This is a genomic window from Pseudomonas sp. AK181 (assembly GCF_051122975.1).
Classification (GTDB): domain Bacteria; phylum Pseudomonadota; class Gammaproteobacteria; order Pseudomonadales; family Pseudomonadaceae; genus Aquipseudomonas; species Aquipseudomonas lactis.
On the sequence record NZ_CP146348.1, the window covers coordinates 302,278 to 320,010 of the forward strand.

Genomic DNA, 17,733 nt, shown 5'->3' on the forward strand with positions numbered 1-17,733 from the left:
AGGCTGGCTCGCATTGGGCTGGCTGCACAGTTTTTTTTGGGAGTTTCGTAAATGGCAGTTGCCTCCGGCGCCTATAAGAAAGCCCTCGAGGGCGACCAGACACCGAAGAAGGTGCTGGTCAAAATCGACCGGGTCACGAAGAAGTTCGACGAGACGATTGCCGTGGACGATGTGTCCCTGGAAATCAAGAAAGGCGAGATCTTCGCCTTGCTCGGCGGTTCGGGTTCGGGCAAATCCACCTTGCTGCGCATGCTTGCAGGTTTCGAGCGCCCAACCGAAGGTCGCATCTACCTCGACGGTGTGGACATCACCGACATGCCGCCCTACGAGCGGCCGATCAACATGATGTTCCAGTCCTACGCCTTGTTCCCGCACATGACCGTGGCGCAGAACATCGCCTTCGGCCTGCAACAGGACAAGATCCCCAAGGCTGAAGTCGACGCACGCGTGGCCGAGATGCTCAAGCTGGTGCAGATGAGCCAGTACGCCAAGCGCAAGCCGCACCAGTTGTCTGGCGGCCAGCGCCAGCGTGTAGCCTTGGCCCGCTCCTTGGCCAAGCGCCCGAAACTGCTGCTGCTCGATGAGCCGATGGGCGCACTGGACAAGAAGCTGCGCTCGCAGATGCAACTGGAGCTGGTGGAGATCATCGAGCGCGTCGGCGTGACCTGCGTGATGGTGACCCACGACCAGGAAGAGGCCATGACCATGGCCGAACGCATCGCGATCATGCACCTGGGCTGGATCGCCCAGATCGGCAGCCCCATCGATATCTACGAAACCCCCACCAGCCGCCTGGTGTGCGAGTTCATTGGCAACGTCAACATCTTCGACACCCAAGTGGTGGACGACGCTGAAGGCCACGCGGTGCTCAAGTGCCCGGACCTGGACCGCGACATCTACGTGGGCTACGGCATCGCCACCTCGGTGGAAGACAAGTCGGTGACCTACGCCATCCGCCCGGAAAAGCTGCTGGTGACCACCGAAATGCCGACCTGCGAGCACAACTGGTCCAGCGGCAAGGTGCACGACATCGCCTACCTGGGCGGCCACTCGGTGTTCTACGTGGAACTGCCGAGCGGCAAGCTGGTGCAGTCCTTCGTCGCCAACGCCGAACGCCGTGGCCAGCGCCCAACCTGGGGTGATCAGGTGTATGTGTGGTGGGAAGATGACAGCGGCGTGGTACTTCGCTCATGAACATGAAGAAATTCAAGCGGCGCTTGGATCGCATCGTGCCCAATGGCAAGCAGGTGGTCATCGGGATTCCCTTCCTCTGGCTGTTCCTGTTTTTTGCACTGCCGTTTTTCATCGTGCTGAAAATCAGCTTTGCCGAAGCCGATGTGGCGATCCCGCCCTATACCGAGATCTATACCTACGTTGAGCAAAAGCTGGAGGTGGTGCTGAACCTGGCCAACTACAGCTTGCTGGCGGGCGACGAGTTGTATATTGCCGCCTACCTGGGCTCGCTGAAGATGGCGTTTTTCAGCACGCTGCTGTGCCTGCTGATCGGCTACCCGATGGCCTACGCCATTGCCACCGCGCGCAAAGAGATGCAGACCGTGCTGGTGCTGCTGATCATGATGCCGACCTGGACTGCGATTCTGATCCGCGTCTATGCGTGGATGGGCATTCTCAGCAACAACGGTTTGCTCAACGGCTTTTTGATGTCCATGGGCTTGATCAACGAGCCGCTGCAGATCCTCAACACCAACATCGCGGTGTACATCGGCGTGGTCTATTCGTACCTGCCGTTCATGATTCTGCCGCTCTACGCCAACCTGGTGAAGCACGATCAGAGCCTGCTGGAAGCCGCTTCCGACCTGGGGTCGAGCACTTTCAACAGCTTCTGGAAAATCACCGTGCCGCTGTCCAAAAACGGCATCATCGCCGGTTGCATGCTGGTGTTTATCCCGGTGGTGGGCGAGTTCGTGATTCCTGAACTGCTCGGCGGCCCGGAAACCCTGATGATCGGTAAGGTGTTGTGGCAAGAGTTCTTCAACAACCGTGACTGGCCGGTGGCGTCTGCCCTGGCGGTGGTGATGCTGGCGATCCTGATCGTGCCGATCATCCTGTTCAACCGCAGCCAAGCCAAAGAGTTGGAGGGCAAGATATGAAGCGCTTTCGTTTCTCCAGCTTCATGCTGGTCGCAGGTTTGTTGTTCATCTACCTGCCGATGTTGATCCTGGTGATCTACTCGTTCAACGAATCCAAACTGGTGACAGTGTGGGGCGGTTGGTCGATCAAGTGGTACGTGGGCCTGTTGGACAACACCCAGTTGATGGGCTCGGTAGCCCGCTCCCTGGAAATCGCCTGCTACACGGCGGTGGCGGCGGTGGCGTTGGGTACCCTGGCGGCCTTCGTGCTGACGCGTATCAGCCAGTTCAAGGGCCGCACGCTGTTCGGCGGCCTGGTGACGGCGCCGTTGGTAATGCCAGAGGTGATCACCGGTCTGTCGCTATTGCTGCTGTTCGTGGCCATGGCGCAGATGATCGGCTGGCCCCAGGAGCGTGGCATCGTCACCATCTGGATCGCCCACACCACCTTCTGTGCGGCGTATGTGGCGGTGGTGGTGTCGGCGCGTTTGCGTGAGCTGGACCTGTCGATTGAAGAAGCAGCGATGGACTTGGGCGCACGGCCGTGGAAGGTGTTCTTTCTGATCACCATCCCGATGATCGCGCCGTCGCTGGCGGCGGGCGGCATGATGTCGTTCGCGCTATCGCTGGACGACCTGGTACTGGCCAGCTTCGTGTCGGGCCCCGGTTCCACCACCTTGCCGATGGAAGTGTTCTCGGCGGTGCGCCTTGGGGTTAAACCCGAGATCAACGCCGTGGCGAGCCTGATTCTGTTGGCGGTGTCGCTGGTGACCTTCCTGGTGTGGTTCTTCAGCCGTCGGGCCGAAGAGCATCGCAAGAAGGCCATTCAGCAAGCGATTGAAGAAGCGGCGGCGGATGGCTGGCAACAGCCGGACAAGCGCCGGGCGCCAGCCCCGGTCTAACTGCCGACGCGTTCCACTGTAGGAGCGAGCTTGCTCGCGAAGAACGTTAACGATGACGCTGGGTACCTGACACCCAGCGGCGCTCTCAGGTTTTTCGCGAGCAAGCTCGCTCCTACAGTGGGGCTTAGCTAGGCAGCCCACGGCGACGTGCGAATCACCTGCACAAAATTCATCGGCTTGAACCCAGGCTCCTGGTCCACCAGCACATCGGTCTTCACGTTGCCAAACGTGGTCTGCGGGCGATGGCGCAAGCCGTCGGCGAACGCGCAGATGATGCACTCCTTGAACCCTTCACCCCGTGGATGCGCATGCACCACCGCTTCGCGCTGCACGCTGCTGAACGCGGCGTAGTCCATGCCCAGTACGTCCATCTCCACACCAGCGGTCACCAGCGCTACGGTGGGGCGCAGGTGTTTCGGCACGCCCGGCGTGGTGTGCAGGGCGATGGACAACCACACTTGTTCAATATCGTCATCGCTCAACCCATAAGGCTTGAGGAACGCAGCGGCGGCGTTGGCGCCGTCCACTTCGAAACGCTCGTCGTCACTGCGGTGGCCTTCCACCAGGCCTAGGTCATGGAACATCGCGCCGACGTAGAGCAACTCCGGGTTGTAGGCCAACTGCTTGCGCTCACCGCTCAAGGCGCCGAACAGGAAGACCCGACGCGAATGGTGGTAGAGCAGGTCGGACTCGACGTCGCGAATGTATTCGGTGGTGGCCCGGGCCAAGGCGCTGTCAGGAATCTGGATACCGGCTATGGTGGTGCTCATGGTGGATCTCCTCTGGAAAGATTCCAGTCTGGTCCCATGACCCTGGAGCGGCTATCGCCACAGGGAGGCGATCCCGGCCAATGTGATGCCACATCGTGCCAAGCCTATAGGCGATCCCCTGTGGGAGCTGGCTTGCCTGCGATAGCATCACCTCGGTGTACCTGAGGTACCGAGGCGTCTGCATCGCAGGCAAGCCAGCTCCCACAAGGGGTTTGTGTTTATTCAGTTGGAAAAAGGTGTTTGTGAGTATGGGCAAAACCGTCGCCATTCTGATCTTCCCCGGTGTCCAGTCGCTGGACGTGACCGGGCCGATGGACGTGTTCTGCGAGGCCAACCGCTTCCTGGCGCCCGAGGACCACTATCGGCTGGAAGTACTCGGCTTCGGCCACGGCGCCATGGCGGCCTCCAACGGTTTGTCATTGCAGGCGCACAAGCACTACAGCGAAGCTCGGCAACCCTACGACCTGCTGCTGGTCGCCGGTGGCCCGCAGTTACCGTTCGACGATTTCGGCCCCGAGTTTGACGCCTGGCTGCGCACGGCCGCCGCTAAGGCGCAGCGCTTTGGCTCGATCTGCAACGGTGCCTTCATGCTGGCCCGTGCGGGCCTGCTGGACGGCAAGACCGTCACTACCCATTGGAACGATGCCGCCAGCCTGGCGCGCCTGTGTCCCTCGGCTCAGGTCGAAGCCGACCGTCTCTATGTGCAAGACGGTAAGCTCTACACCTCCGCCGGGGTCACGGCAGGTATCGACCTGTCGTTGTACCTGCTGGCCCAGGATCACGGCCCGGAAGTGGCCCTGAGCGTGGCCAAGCGCCTGGTGGTGTTCACCCAGCGCTCGGGCGGGCAGTCGCAGTTCAGCCCGTTCCTCACGCCCCATGCCGAAACCACCTCGGCGGTGGCGCTGGTGCAGCTGTACGTGCTGGCCAACCTGACGGGAGACCTGACCATTGCTGACCTGGCCAAGGCGGCCAATATGAGTGCGCGCAATTTCTCCCGGGTGTTTGCCCGTGAAGCGCGGATTACGCCAGCGGAATTTGTCGAGAGGGCGCGTGTAGATGCGGCGCGGGTGATGCTTGAAAGCAGCCACGCACCGCTTAAAACCGTGGCCTATCAATGCGGCTTTCGCGACGCCCAGCACATGCGCAGTGTGTTCAACCGCCGGCTGGGCGTCACGCCGCAACAGTTCAGGCTCAACTTTGCGGCGCCGGTTTGAGCGTGTGTGATCGTTCCCACGCTCTGCGTGGTAACGCCTCTTGGGACGCTCTGCGTCCCGTTTCATCGGGCGGGCAGCAGTTTCAAGGTGCCGCGGGTATTGGCCGTCACTTCCTCGTCACTGAAGTGCGCCTGCTCGTACCTTCCCTCGATATAGCTCTGCGCCTGGTCGCCATAGTGCGTATCAAACGGCACGCCGCTTTGCCCCACCGGGTTGATGGTGAGGGCGTGGGTCGGGTCGGCAAAGTCGATCAGGCGTCGTGTCGACGGGCCGTAGGTCACCGGCCATGGCGCCGGGCCAATCGGGGCGGTCTGGTTGTTCGGCACTTCGTGGCTGCCCGGCGCCGGGAACGGGCCGACGTTGAAGATCTTATCCAGAGGCTTTTGCAGGCCCAGCGGGTGGCCGTGGGTCAGGGTGTGCGCCTTGCCCCACTGCCACTGCGCCGGGTCATCGCCGAACGTCGCCTTGAGGTGGGCCAGGCTGTTGTCCCAGGCGAGCTTGACGGTATCGGCGCGGTTGCCGTTCCACCAGGGCGAGTCCGGCGAAGCGGCCAGGCGGGGCAATGCGGCGTCGATCACGCGGGTGCCGAGCAAGGTCTTGAACAAGGCATCGCCCAGTTTGGGGTGAAAGGTCGCGTCGCTGAGGTTGAACAGCAACTGGTTGAACAGCGTGGCGCCGGTGGACTCCAGCGGGTAGTCACCCTTCCAGTTGGCAAGCTGTTCCACCAGTTTGAGTTGCGCCGGGTCCTTGACCACCTCGCGCAGCACCGGCAACAGCGGCGCCAGCAGGCGCGGGCCATAGGCGGTGGTGGTGCCCAGTTGCAGGGCCTGGCTGTTGGTGACATCCCACTTAACGCTTGTGTCGCTCAACTGCGCGTTCAACTGCTGGCCACGGTCAGCCAGGTTGTAATAGCCGGGGATCGGCATGCCGGTGGGCGATGCCGGCTGGGCATTGGCGGACACCACGTAGCCGCGCGGCGGGTTTTCTTCCTGGGGGTTGGCACTGAAGGGGTAGAAACCCAGCTTGTCGGCCTGGGCGGTACTGCCGTCGAGGACGAACGCCGGGTTGACGCCAGCCGGGCGGATCGGCAACTGCGCCGCCGCCCACCAGCCGATATCGCCCTTGGCATTGGCCCACACGATGTTCAGGCCCGGCGCCGAAACCTTGGCGGCCGCGGCACGCGCCTTGGCCAGGGTGTCGGCACGGTTGAGTTGGTAGAAGCCATCGAGGATCGGGTTTTCACTGTCCAGGAACGCCCACCACATGGCAATCGGTGTGCTGCCGGCGTTCTCACCGAGCACATCGTTGATGATCGGGCCGTGGGGCGAGCGGCGCAGGGTGAGGGTCACCGGCGCCTGGCCCTTGACCTGGATCTGCTGCTCGCTACTGCTCATGTCCACCCATTGGTCGTGATACCAGACCTGGTTGGGGTTGTCTGGGTTGACCTTCTCGGCGACCAGGTCGAGGTCGTCGTTCTGGAACATGGTCAGGCTCCAGCCGAAGTCCAGGTTGTGTCCCAGAAACGCCACCGGTACCAGCGCGTTGTGGTAGCCGTACAACTCAAAGCCTGGCGCCGACAACTGCGCTTCGTACCACACCGAAGGCACCGAAAAACGGATATGCGGATCACCCGCCAGCAACGGCTTGCCGCTTTGGGTATGGCTGCCGCTGACGGCCCAGGCATTGCTGCCTTCGAACTGCGGCAGGCCGTTGTCGGCCAAGGCCTGTTCGCTAAGGGCGGCGATGGCGCCAAGGGTCTGCCAATCGCTGGCCGCCAGGTTGAGGGCGCCCTTGGGTTGCCAGTCCAGATCGAAGACCTTCAAGTAGTCGCTGCCCAGCCGGTCGCGCACATAGGTGAGCACCGGCTCGGTGCGAAAGGCCGCGGCAAAGCTGTAGGCCATGTACCCGGCGACGCTGATGCTGTCTTCGGCGGTAAACGGTCGCTTGGCGATGCCCAGCACATCGAACTCCATGGGGCTGGCGTGGCTGTCCTGATACTGGTTGATCCCGTCCAGGTAGGCTTGCAGGGCCTTGGACGAGGCTGAGTCAGGGTCCATGTGCTCCACGTAGCTCAAGGCGCGCTCGCGAATGCGCAGGCTGCGAAACAGCTTATCGGTTTCCAGCAGCTTGGGCCCCAGTACCTCTGCCAGTTCGCCACGGGCCAGGCGCCGCATGATCTCCATCTGGAACAGGCGGTCCTGGGCATGCACATAGCCCAGGGCGCGATACAGGTCGGCTTCGTTTTCGGCGCGGATATGCGGTACGCCACGGTCGTCGTAGCGCACCGTGACCGAGCCTTGCAGGTGCGCCAGCGTCACCGTGCCCTGGCGCGTGGGTTGTTTGCTGTAGACGTACCAACCGGCGCCCAGGGCGACCAGCACAATCAGCACCGCAAAAACCTGCAGGGCGCGTTTCATGAACATTCCTTACCAGAGTGGACGGACTACAGATCCTTAGGCCACGAACAATAGCAGCCTACCGCGAGGGTGTGAGTGGCATTCACGTCGCGTCCGGTTCCAAGGGCCTTGAGAATCGGCTCGATAAAACTGTTGCTGGCGTTGCACGTGAGGCCTTCGCTGTAGGGGCCGAAATACGCCAGCTTGCCGGTGCGATCCCAAATGCCCACGGCCGGACTGGCGGGTATTTTGTCGGCGCCGGGCAGAGCATCAAGAATTTTCAGATGGCGCAGGTTCTCGGGTAACTGGCCGTGGCTGCCGGGTTTTTGCAGGGCATAGAACTCCACCCCCTGGGGCGCGTACTGCTCGATCAACTCGCCCAGGTGTTGCTGGTTACCCACATTGCACGGGCAGGCCGGGTCCCAGAAGTGCACCAGACGAATCGGGCCAGGGCCGCTGAGGGCGGCGGGCAGTTGCAGCGCATCGCCGGAAAATACCGCCGTGTGTTCGCTGAAGGCGCGCAGGTAGCGGCCCTGGAACCAGTCATAGGCCGCCCACAGCACCCCGGCGCAGATAACCAGAATCAGGCTGGCGAACAGGGCGTTACGGTAGGGCGGTCGCATTGGATGTATCCTCGCAGGTCGCGTAGCTTGCCATGCTTGTCCTGACAGATGAATATCGCAGCTCGATATTCATCTTCACCGCAAGTCTGGAAGCCTTTATGCCCGTCACCTTTGACCCTGATCATCTGCGCGAAAGCTTGCGCCCGCTGGTGGATGCGCAGCCGCTGTCAGCCGAGGCGAGGGTTTACCAGCGTTTCTACGGGCTCGACCTGGCCGCACGCCAGGTGCCGGCGCTGAGCCGCCTGGGGCGTTTTCAGGTGGAGGGATTCGAGGTGGTGGCCCAGGTCTGGTGGCCGCTGGCACCGGTGGCGACGATGTTCCTGTTTCACGGGTTCTACGATCACATGGGGCTGTATCGCCACGTGGTGGATTGGGCGCTGGACCAGGGCTTCGTGGTGATCGCTTGCGACCTGCCAGGCCATGGCTTGTCCAGCGGCGCACGCGCCAGCATTGATGACTTTGCGGTGTACCAGAGCGTGGTGCAGGCGTTGTTCGTCGAAGCCAAGGCGCTGCAATTGCCGCAACCTTGGCACCTGTTCGGGCAAAGCACCGGCGGCGCCATTGTGGTCGATCATCTGCTCAACCACGGCGCCCACAGCCCGGCCCAGGGCAAGACCTTCCTGCTGTCGCCGTTGGTGCGGCCACGTGCCTGGGGTTGGTCGCAGGTGAGCTATTACCTGCTGCGCCCGTTCGTCAAAGGCATCGCCCGGCGTTTCAGCGATAACTCCAACGACCCGGCGTTCAAGCCGTTCCTGGAAGCCGACCCGCTACAGCCTCGCCAATTGCCTACCGCCTGGGTGGGGGCGCTGGCGCGCTGGATCAAACGCATCGAAGCCGCACCACGCAGCCCCCGGCGCCCGGTGATTGTGCAGGGCGAGGAAGATATGACGGTGGACTGGCAGCATAATTTGCAGGTGTTGCGGGGTAAGTTCGACCGGCCTGAGGTGTTGATGCTCAAGCGGGGTCGGCATCATCTGGCCAATGAAATTGCGCAGATTCGCAATGAGTACTTCAGTTTTCTCACCCGCCACCTGAAATAACGCAATCCAAATGTGGGAGCTGGCTTGCCTGCGATAGCGGTGTAACTGATAGATCGCAATCGCAGGCAAGCCAGCTCCCACAGGGTTTACTGCGCCAGGCTTGAGGTGCTTTGGCCGACCGCAAGCCCTGCGCGAATGGCGGCAAGGGCGGCCTGGTAATACGCCTTGCCCTGCGGCGACTCGGCAAAGGTGGCGAATTCTTCCAGCTCCGGGTCGGACAAATCCCGGTAGACATACAGCAAGGTGTTGTTCAAATCCTTGTCGATCTGCTGCATCAGCCGCTCGCGCTGGCCATTCAACATGCCTTGCGCCTGACCGCCGCCGAGCAGGCCGGGGATCATCTGGCTCAAGCTGTCGGCCGCTACGCCCGCAATCGCCAGGCTGACCTCGGCACCGGCCTCGCGGGCGGGCAGGGCCTGGGCCAGGTGGCCGATGATCAGGCTGCGGGTGGCATCGGCTTCGAGTTTGGGCAGGCCCTGGGCATTTTTAGCCAGTTGGTCGCGGCGCGTGGCCAGCAACTCGGCGGCGACGATCTTGCGGCCCAGGGGCGATTGGAAAAACGCCAGGGCAGGTTTCGGGTCGGGCAAGTGCTTGCGCAGTTGCGCCTCCGCACGCTGGTCCATGGCCTGGGCGGCAAAGCGTTTATTGCTGTTGTCCACCAGCGCCTGGTACACCACTGGCGGCAGGCTATTGCGGTAGCGCTGCTGGGCGGCACTGAGGGCGTCATTGAAGTGCGCACGTTGTTCGGCCCAGCCGGCGACCTTGTACAACTGGTCATGGCCGTCTGCCCAGGCGGGCAAAACGCAGAACATCAACACAGAAAAAAACAAACGACGCATAAGGACTCCTGTCAGTCGGCCACTATTGTCCGTGTCGGGCGTAGGATTTGTCGAGAAGTCCTATCAGTCACCTGACTAAAGTGTATTCGGACGCTCAACGGCGCTGTCGGATTTCCAGGCGTATGGATACTATGCGCGCCATGCAAATACCCCTCGATCACCCGCTGCTGCAACGCATCGTCGACGACCTGGCCGAAAAAGGCTGGTCGCAGCAAAATGGCTTCCTGCCCCAGGCTCTGACCCTGGAGCTGGCGGCTGAGTGCCGTAAACGTGCGGCGCAGGGTGAACTGGCACCGGCGGCGGTAGGGCGTGGGCCGGCCCAGGAGATTCGCGAGGGCATTCGCGGTGACCATATCCAGTGGTTGGAGGAGGGTGACGCGCCTATCTGCGACACCTACATGGGCGTGATGGACGGCCTGCGCCTGGCGATGAATCGCAGCCTGTTCCTGGGCCTGGAAGATTTCGAAAGCCACTTTGCGATGTATCCGCCGGGGGCGTTTTACCTCAAGCATGTGGACCGTTTTCGCGACGACGACCGGCGCATGGTCTCGGCGGTGATCTACTTGAACGATGCCTGGCTGCCCGAGCATGGCGGCCAACTGCGCATGTACCTCAAGGGCGGCGTCGAATACGACGTGGTGCCCACCGGGGGTTGCCTGGTGGTATTCCTGTCGGGCGAGGTGCCCCACGAAGTCCTGCCCGCTACGCGCGAACGCCTGTCCCTGACGGGCTGGTTTCGCCGGCGGGGCAACGAGCCGTTTTGAGCATGGAAAAGATTCTGGTCAGCCGCTGCCTGCTCGGGCACAAGGTGCGCTATGACGGCGGGGCCAGCGGCCCATTCGATCAACTGGCGGCGTGGCAAGCTGAAGGTCGCGTGGTTGCCATCTGCCCGGAAGTGGCGGGCGGCTTGCCCACACCGCGCCCGCCGGCCGAAATCCCAGGCGGGCAGGGTATCGACGTGTGGGAAGGCCGCGCCCAGGTGCTGACCGCCGAGGGCGAAGACTTCACCAGCGCCTTCCTCGACGGCGCCCGCCAAGCCTTGGCGTTGGTGCAACGCCACCGCATCCGCATCGCCATTCTCAAGGCCAACAGCCCGTCCTGCGGCAACCTGTTGACCTATGATGGCACCTTCAGTGGGGTGAAGGTCAGTGGCGAAGGCGTCACGGCAGCGCTGCTCAAACGCCATGGTGTGCAGGTGTTCAGTGAGCTGCAGTTGCCTGAGGCGGCGGTGGCTCTCACGCAGCTTTAGAAACAGATCAAATGTGGGAGCTGGCTTGCCTGCGATGACGGCCTGCCAGCCGACGCTAATCTAGCTGATACCGCACGATCCAACTGTGGGAGCGGGCTTGCTCGCGAAGGCGGCCTGGCAGTCAACACAGTTGGATTGTGTACATATCCATTGCTGCGGTAACGGCCACTTAAGGTTCCGCCCTGACGGCGGCTCACTTTTGAAAAGCGCAAAAGTAAGCAAAACGCTCTTGCCCCACCACTCGGCACCTCGCTTAGGCTCGGTGTGCCCGTAATTCGCCAGTGATTTGGGGGGCCGCCGCCACGCGCCATCCATGGCGCGGGGCGGCTAAACCGGCATCCCTGCCGGTTTACCCCCCAAATCCCTGTCGAATTCCGGCCAGCGTGGTTTAACGGGGCGCCTGAGATCAAAAGCAGATCAAGATCAAGAGCGGCTCGCTTCGCATCGTGGTTACCGTCTGCTGCTATAGCCCAGAAAGTTGTGTAGAAACCTATGCTGCGATAGCGGTCGTGCAGTAACAGATGCAGTGACTTTCACACCGCTATCGCAGGCAAGCCAGCTCCCACACTTATTGCGCCTTGAGCCATTTCTGCGACAGCGCCTTCAACCGGCCATCGTCCGTCACCCGCTTCAACGCCCCATTCAAACTGCTTTTGAATGCCGGGTTGCCCTTTTGGAAGGGGATCGCCAATGCCGGCTTCTGGTGATAAGCCTCACTGAAATCGAAACGATCCTCAAGCTCGGCAGTCATAGCGATATGGTTAATGGCCACGTCGTACTTGCCGGTTTCCACGCCGGATAGAAGGTCGGCGTTATCGGTGGTGATAAACGAGGAGCGCACCTCCATTTCCTTGGCCAGCAGTTCACCCAGCTCCACTTCAAAGCCGGCGAGTTTGTCGCCCTCTTTGAAATTGTACGGCGGGGTGTTGGCTTCCAGGGCGATGCGCAGTTCACCGCGATCGTTGACGTCGTCAATCAGTTCGGCATGGGCCAAGGGGCTCAGAAGAGTAAGCAACAGCAACAGGCCAGGCGAAAAACGCATGGTCACTCCTAAAGAATTCGTACAGGCGAGGCGCCGTTCAGCAACGTTTTGTTATGGTGTCGGGTGCCTTGGACCGCAATTTATCGCGAAGTTGTCATAACCCTACAGATTTCACCGAAAAACTGGAGAAGCGAATGAAAGCCCTTTTGTCCCGTGCAACGATTGCCAGCCTTTTGCTGGGTACCTCGCTGTTGGCCAGCGCCGCAGACCTTCCTCGTACGCCTGCACCTGAAGGCGCCGAAGTGTTCATCGTCTCGCCGAAAGATGGTGCCACCGTCGATAAAACCTTCACCGTCAAATTCGGCGTCAAGAAGCTGGACCTGGAGCCGATCGACAAGCAAGTGCCTAACGCCGGTCACCACCACCTGCTGGTAGACCAGGAAGTGGGGGCGCTCAACGCCGACGAGGCGATCCCGGCCACGGCTACCTCGATTCACTTCGGCAAGGCGCAAACCGAAACCGAGCTGACCCTGACGCCAGGCAAGCACACCCTGCAACTGGTGGCCGGCGACAACGTGCATCGCCAGTTCGAACCCACAGTTGCCTCGAAAGTGATCACTGTTAACGTCAAATAAAAAAACGGGAGCCCTTTGCGGGGCTCCCGTTTTTTATTGGTAGGAGCGAGCTTGCTCGCGAAAATCCTAAGGGCGCCGCGTTTAATCAGGTTAAACGCGTCATCGTTGACGTTCTTCGCGAGCAAGCTCGCTCCTACTAGAACAACACGCGGCTACGAATAGTGCCGTTGATGTGCTGCAGCTTCTCTTGCGCCAGGTCCGAGTACTCGGCGTCGACGTCGATTACCACGTAGCCGACCTTTTCGTTGGTCTGCAGGAACTGACCGGAGATGTTGATGCCGTTTTCCGCGAAGACCTTGTTGATCTCCATCATCACGCCAGGGATGTTCTGGTGGATGTGCAGCAGACGGTGCTTGCCCGGGTGAGCCGGCAGGGCTACTTCCGGGAAGTTGACCGACGATACCGAGGTACCGTTGTCGCTGTACTTGACCAGTTTTTCCGAGACTTCCAGGCCAATGTTGGCTTGGGCTTCAGCGGTAGAGCCGCCGATGTGCGGGGTCAGGATCACGTTGTCCAGGCCACGCAGCGGGCTTTCGAAGATGTCATCGTTGGAGCGTGGCTCCACCGGGAACACGTCGATGGCAGCGCCGATCAGGTGCTTGTCCTTGATCGCGTCGGCCAGGGCGTCCAGCTCGACCACGGTGCCGCGCGCGGCGTTGATCAGGATCCCGCCTTTCTTGATCGCGCGGATTTCCTTCTCACCGATCATCCACTGAGTCTCGGCGGTTTCCGGAACGTGCAGTGTGACGATGTCGGACATGCCCAACAGCTCGGTCAGGCTGGCCACTTGGGTGGCGTTGCCCAATGGCAGCTTGGTCAGGGTGTCGTAGAAGAACACCTGCATGCCCAGGCCTTCAGCCAATACCGACAGTTGTGTGCCGATCGAGCCGTAGCCGACGATACCCAGCTTCTTGCCGCGGATTTCGAAGGAGTTGGCCGCGCTCTTGATCCAGCCGCCACGGTGGCAGGAAGCGTTCTTCTCAGGGATACCGCGCAGCAGCAGGATGGCCTCGGCCAGCACCAGCTCCGCAACGGAACGGGTGTTGGAGTACGGTGCGTTGAACACCGCGATGCCACGCTCGCGCGCTGCATTGAGGTCGACCTGGTTGGTGCCGATGCAGAAACAGCCGACAGCCACGAGTTTCTTGGCGTGGTCGAAGATCTCTTCGGTCAGCTGAGTGCGGGAGCGAATGCCGATAAAGTGCGCGTCGGCGATCTTTTCCTTGAGCTGGGCTTCCGGCAGAGAACTGGTGATGTACTCAATGCTGGTGTACCCGGCGGCTTTCAGAACGTCGACAGCCGATGGGTGGACGCCTTCCAGAAGAAGGAACTTGATCTTGCTCTTATCGAGAGAAGTCTTGCTCATCTGCGTAAACCTGTATCCCGGAGAAAATTGGCAGGGAGTCGAGCAGCCGGATGTGCCCTGATTCACCAATACTGTTTCTGTTTGACGGCGTCTGTTGCCGTCATGCTGCGTTGCCGCTCCTCCCCATAGCCAGCTATGAGTCGTCGCGGCGCCTTGCCTGACAACAACAGCCACTCGTCAAACAGAAACGTATTGGCAAATCAGGGCACAGAGCTGACCCGGACGGCAGGAAAGCCGTCACCGCAGAAACGCCCTTTGGGTCTGTCCTGCGGGGGCGGTATGCTAGCATACGCACCCCGCTAAACACCTATTCCTGCGACGTGAAGCGTTCTCAGGATGACCATGAATTGTTCGAGAGTTCTGTCGATGACCCATCCTGCCCTGATTGATGAGCTAAAGACCCTGGTTGAGCCCGGCAAAGTGCTGACCGACGCCGACTCCCTGGAGGCTTACGGCAAGGATTGGACCAAGCATTTCGCCCCTGCACCCACCGCCATCGTGTTTCCCAAGACCACTGAGCAGGTGCAGGCCATCGTACGCTGGGCCAATGAGCACAAGGTGGCGCTGGTGCCATCGGGTGGGCGCACCGGCCTGTCTGCGGCTGCCGTGGCCGCCAATGGCGAAGTGGTGGTGTCGTTCGACTATATGAACCAGATCCTCGACGTGAACCTCACCGACCGCACCGCCGTGTGCCAGCCGGGTGTGGTCACCAAGCAGTTGCAGAACGTCGCTGAAGAAAACGGCCTGTATTACCCGGTGGACTTCGCCTCGTCCGGTTCCAGCCAGATTGGCGGCAATATCGGCACCAATGCCGGCGGGATCAAAGTAATTCGCTATGGTATGACCCGCAACTGGGTGGCCGGCATGAAAGTCGTCACCGGCAAAGGTGATGTGCTGGAGCTGAACCGCGACCTGATCAAGAACGCCACCGGCTACGACATGCGCCAGCTGTTTATCGGCGCCGAGGGCACCCTGGGCTTTGTGGTCGAAGCCACCATGCGCCTGGACCGTGCGCCAAAGAACCTCACGGCCATGGTGCTCGGCACGACTGATTTCGACTCGATCATGCCGGTGCTGCATGCCTTCCAGAGCAAGCTGGACCTGACCGCCTTCGAATTCTTCTCCGACAAGGCCCTGGCCAAAGTCCTCGGCCGTGGCGACGTGCCGGCACCGTTCGAAACCGAGTGCCCGTTCTACGCCCTGCTGGAATTCGAAGCCACCACCGAAGAAGTCGCCAACCACGCCCTGGAAACCTTCGAGCATTGCGTGGAGCAGGGCTGGGTGTTGGATGGCGTGATGAGCCAGAGCGAAACCCAGCTGCACAACCTGTGGAAGCTGCGCGAGTACATCTCCGAAACCATTTCCCACTGGACGCCGTACAAGAACGACATCTCGGTGACCGTGTCGAAAGTGCCGGCCTTTCTGAGCGAAATTGACGCGATCGTCGGAGAACACTACCCGGACTTCGAAATCGTCTGGTTCGGCCATATCGGCGACGGCAACCTGCACCTGAACATCCTCAAGCCGGAAAACCTGAGCAAAGACGAGTTCTTTGCCAAGTGCGCCACCGTGAACAAATGGGTATTCGAGACCGTCGCCAAGTACAACGGCTCGATCTCCGCCGAGCACGGCGTGGGCATGACCAAGCGCGATTACCTGACCTACAGCCGTTCACCGGTTGAAATCGAATACATGAAAGCCGTCAAAGCCGTGTTCGACCCTAACGGGATCATGAACCCCGGCAAGATCTTCGCTGTTTAACCGCACCTGAAGGAGTCGTTCCATGAGCTACCAGCACAAGTATGTCGACGGCACCAACATCCACTTCCCGGTGGGTAAAGTGGTGTGCATCGGGCGTAACTACGCCGAACACGCCAAGGAACTGGACAACCCGGTGCCTACCGAGCCGCTGCTGTTCATCAAGCCGGGCAGCTGCGTGGTGCCGTTGGAAGGCGGTTTTGCCATACCGACCGAACGCGGTTCGGTGCACTACGAAGCGGAAATCGCCGTGTTGATCGGCAAGCCTTTGTCCGCCAAGCCGAGCCGGGAAGAAGTGCTGGACGCCATCTCCGGCTTCGCCCCGGCCCTGGACCTGACCCTGCGCGACAAACAGGCCGAGCTCAAAGCCAAGGGCCTGCCGTGGGAAATCGCCAAGTCGTTCGATGGCGCGGCGGTGATTGCCCCCTTCGTGGTCAGCAGTACCTTTGCGGACGTGACCGATATCGGCATTCGCCTGAGCATCAACGGCGAAGTGCGCCAGGACGGCAACAGCGCGCAGATGCTCAACCCGATTGTGCCGATGATCCAGTACATGGCGGGTTGCTTCTCCCTGCAAGCGGGCGACGTGATCCTGACCGGCACCCCGGCGGGTGTAGGCCCGTTGAATGTGGGGGATGAAGTGGTGCTTGAGCTGGCGGGTGTGAACCGTTTCGAAAGCGTCGTGCGCTAAGTAGCCGGCACGCTGCGATCAAACTGTGGGAGCGGGCTTGCCCGCGATGGCGGTGTGACAGTCACTGAATAGTTGACTGAACGCCCTCAATCGCGGGCAAGCCCGCTCCCACAGTTGTTTGTGTACATCTGCAGGATCCGGCGTTTTGCATTTTTTTCACACGCCATCCGGATAATTCCCTGCTCTTGCGCGCGGGTCCTTGAATCCTGTGCTATCCCCTACAGCTGACTTTCCGGAAAAGCGCTCAATGGTCGTGCCTCTGCCCACTTCGAAAACCTCGCTTCGCTCTCGCTTGTCCATGCGCTGGTATTCCTGGGTATTTTTGGCTGGTGCCATTTTGTATGGCATCGCCTGGGCCATGCACTGGGACGATCGCGGTGTGCTGTGGGTGCTGGAGCGTTTCGAGAGTTCGGCTGAGCGCCGCGAAAGTGTGTGGCTACCGGACTATCACGCGGTGATCGACGCCAAGTTGTTGCCCGGTATGGAGAAGGATGAGGCTTCGGACCTGTCCTACAACCCCCAGACTAAAACCCTGTTTTCGGTGATGGGCAAGAACCCCTTCCTGGTCGAACTGAGCCTGCAAGGCGATGTGCTGCGCAAGATGCCGCTCAACGGCTGGAACAACCCGGAAGGCGTGGCGGTGATGGAAAACGGCTTGATGGCCGTGGTCGATGAACGCGATCACAGCCTCACCGTGGTCAAGGTGGACGCCAGCACCACCGCGCTGAACAAGGCCGATTTCCCCAGCCATGACCTGGGCCCGTCCAAGGACCAGAACAAAGCCTTTGAAGCCGTCACCTGGGACAAGCGCAACCAGCAGCTGGTGCTGGGCGAAGAGCGCCCGCCGGCGTTGTTCACCTGGAAAAGCGATGGCAACACGCTGACCGGCGACAAGCAGAAACTGGCCAGCACCGAACTGGATGTGCGCAATCTCTCGGCTTTGGCCATCGACCCACGTACCGGGCATCTGCTGGTCATGTCGGCCGATTCCCACCTGCTGCTGGAACTCGATGAAACCGGCGAGCAGGTCAGCTTCATGACCTTGCTCGGCGGCTTCAACGGCCTAAAGGACACGATCCCCCGTGCCGAAGGCGTGACCATGGACGAGAACGGTACGCTGTATATTGTCAGTGAGCCAAACCTGTTCTATCGTTTTGAGAAGCAGAAGTAATCGACGA

General features: G+C 61.0%; 17 protein-coding genes. 11 read left to right on the top strand and 6 right to left on the bottom strand.

Annotated features, from left to right (window positions below; all coding sequences use genetic code 11):
• The first annotated feature begins 51 nt into the window (after positions 1-51).
• The 3 genes from V8689_RS01380 to V8689_RS01390 are packed head-to-tail and all read left to right on the top strand — an operon-like array spanning position 52 to position 2,992.
• Positions 52-1,194 (top strand): ABC transporter ATP-binding protein, encoded by a 1,143-nt coding sequence (locus tag V8689_RS01380; protein WP_003195240.1) that lies wholly within the window; start codon positions 52-54, stop codon positions 1,192-1,194.
• A complete protein-coding gene (locus V8689_RS01385; RefSeq protein WP_003195238.1) occupies positions 1,191-2,111 on the top strand; it encodes an ABC transporter permease subunit in 921 nt (306 codons plus the stop codon). Before V8689_RS01380 ends, V8689_RS01385 begins: the two co-directional genes overlap by 4 nt.
• Positions 2,108-2,992, top strand: coding sequence for an ABC transporter permease subunit (locus V8689_RS01390; RefSeq protein ID WP_003195236.1), 885 nt, complete (start codon positions 2,108-2,110; stop codon positions 2,990-2,992). Before V8689_RS01385 ends, V8689_RS01390 begins: the two co-directional genes overlap by 4 nt.
• Positions 2,993-3,120: 128 nt before the next feature.
• Here the strand turns inward: V8689_RS01390 and V8689_RS01395 are convergent, their stop codons facing one another.
• A complete protein-coding gene (locus V8689_RS01395) occupies positions 3,121-3,762 on the bottom strand; it encodes an HD domain-containing protein (protein ID WP_047712031.1) in 642 nt (213 codons plus the stop codon).
• Between the two features lie 248 nt (positions 3,763-4,010).
• On the opposite strand from V8689_RS01395, the gene V8689_RS01400 reads away from it, so the two are divergent.
• Positions 4,011-4,976 (top strand): GlxA family transcriptional regulator, encoded by a 966-nt coding sequence (locus V8689_RS01400; protein ID WP_047712030.1) that lies wholly within the window; start codon positions 4,011-4,013, stop codon positions 4,974-4,976.
• Positions 4,977-5,038: 62 nt separating this feature from the next.
• Here V8689_RS01400 and V8689_RS01405 read toward each other — a convergent pair whose 3' ends face one another.
• Entirely contained in the window at positions 5,039-7,393 is a 2,355-nt protein-coding gene (locus tag V8689_RS01405; protein WP_056783136.1) for a penicillin acylase family protein, read from the bottom strand.
• Between the two features lie 26 nt (positions 7,394-7,419).
• Positions 7,420-7,995 carry a DUF6436 domain-containing protein gene (locus V8689_RS01410; protein ID WP_056783134.1) on the bottom strand — a complete coding sequence of 192 codons (576 nt, stop codon included), beginning with the start codon at positions 7,993-7,995 and terminating at the stop codon, positions 7,420-7,422.
• A gap of 98 nt (positions 7,996-8,093) precedes the next feature.
• Between V8689_RS01410 and V8689_RS01415 the strand changes: the two genes are divergently transcribed.
• Positions 8,094-9,035, top strand: a complete 942-nt coding sequence (locus tag V8689_RS01415; RefSeq protein ID WP_056783132.1) for an alpha/beta hydrolase — start codon at positions 8,094-8,096, stop codon at positions 9,033-9,035.
• A gap of 86 nt (positions 9,036-9,121) precedes the next feature.
• On the opposite strand, the gene V8689_RS01420 is transcribed toward V8689_RS01415, so the two are convergent.
• A complete protein-coding gene (locus V8689_RS01420; protein WP_056783130.1) occupies positions 9,122-9,874 on the bottom strand; it encodes a DUF2059 domain-containing protein in 753 nt (250 codons plus the stop codon).
• A 131-nt stretch (positions 9,875-10,005) separates the two neighbouring features.
• Here V8689_RS01420 and V8689_RS01425 point away from each other — a divergent pair, with 131 nt between their 5' ends.
• The gene (locus V8689_RS01425; protein WP_003195222.1) at positions 10,006-10,638 is read left to right on the top strand and encodes a 2OG-Fe(II) oxygenase; all 633 of its coding nucleotides are present in this window, start codon (positions 10,006-10,008) and stop codon (positions 10,636-10,638) included.
• 2 nt (positions 10,639-10,640) lie between these two features.
• Complete coding sequence (locus V8689_RS01430; protein ID WP_056783128.1) at positions 10,641-11,123, top strand: DUF523 domain-containing protein; 483 nt, start codon at positions 10,641-10,643, stop codon at positions 11,121-11,123.
• A gap of 568 nt (positions 11,124-11,691) precedes the next feature.
• Here V8689_RS01430 and V8689_RS01435 read toward each other — a convergent pair.
• On the bottom strand, positions 11,692-12,165 hold the full coding sequence (locus tag V8689_RS01435) for a transporter substrate-binding domain-containing protein (RefSeq protein WP_056783126.1): 474 nt from the start codon (positions 12,163-12,165) through the stop codon (positions 11,692-11,694).
• 134 nt (positions 12,166-12,299) lie between these two features.
• Between V8689_RS01435 and V8689_RS01440 the strand changes: the two genes are divergently transcribed.
• Positions 12,300-12,740: a DUF4399 domain-containing protein gene (locus V8689_RS01440; RefSeq protein WP_056783124.1), complete on the top strand. Its 441-nt coding sequence runs from the start codon at positions 12,300-12,302 to the stop codon at positions 12,738-12,740.
• 136 nt (positions 12,741-12,876) lie between these two features.
• On the opposite strand, the gene serA is transcribed toward V8689_RS01440, so the two are convergent.
• A complete protein-coding gene (gene serA / locus V8689_RS01445) occupies positions 12,877-14,106 on the bottom strand; it encodes a phosphoglycerate dehydrogenase (RefSeq protein WP_003195214.1) in 1,230 nt (409 codons plus the stop codon).
• A 366-nt stretch (positions 14,107-14,472) separates the two neighbouring features.
• Between serA and V8689_RS01450 the strand changes: the two genes are divergently transcribed.
• From V8689_RS01450 to V8689_RS01460, 3 genes are all read left to right on the top strand, one after another.
• Positions 14,473-15,867 carry an FAD-binding oxidoreductase gene (locus V8689_RS01450; protein WP_003195210.1) on the top strand — a complete coding sequence of 465 codons (1,395 nt, stop codon included), beginning with the start codon at positions 14,473-14,475 and terminating at the stop codon, positions 15,865-15,867.
• A gap of 22 nt (positions 15,868-15,889) precedes the next feature.
• A complete protein-coding gene (locus V8689_RS01455) occupies positions 15,890-16,555 on the top strand; it encodes a fumarylacetoacetate hydrolase family protein (protein ID WP_034128983.1) in 666 nt (221 codons plus the stop codon).
• Between the two features lie 247 nt (positions 16,556-16,802).
• Positions 16,803-17,726: an SdiA-regulated domain-containing protein gene (locus V8689_RS01460; RefSeq protein ID WP_056783121.1), complete on the top strand. Its 924-nt coding sequence runs from the start codon at positions 16,803-16,805 to the stop codon at positions 17,724-17,726.
• Positions 17,727-17,733 lie beyond the last annotated feature (7 nt).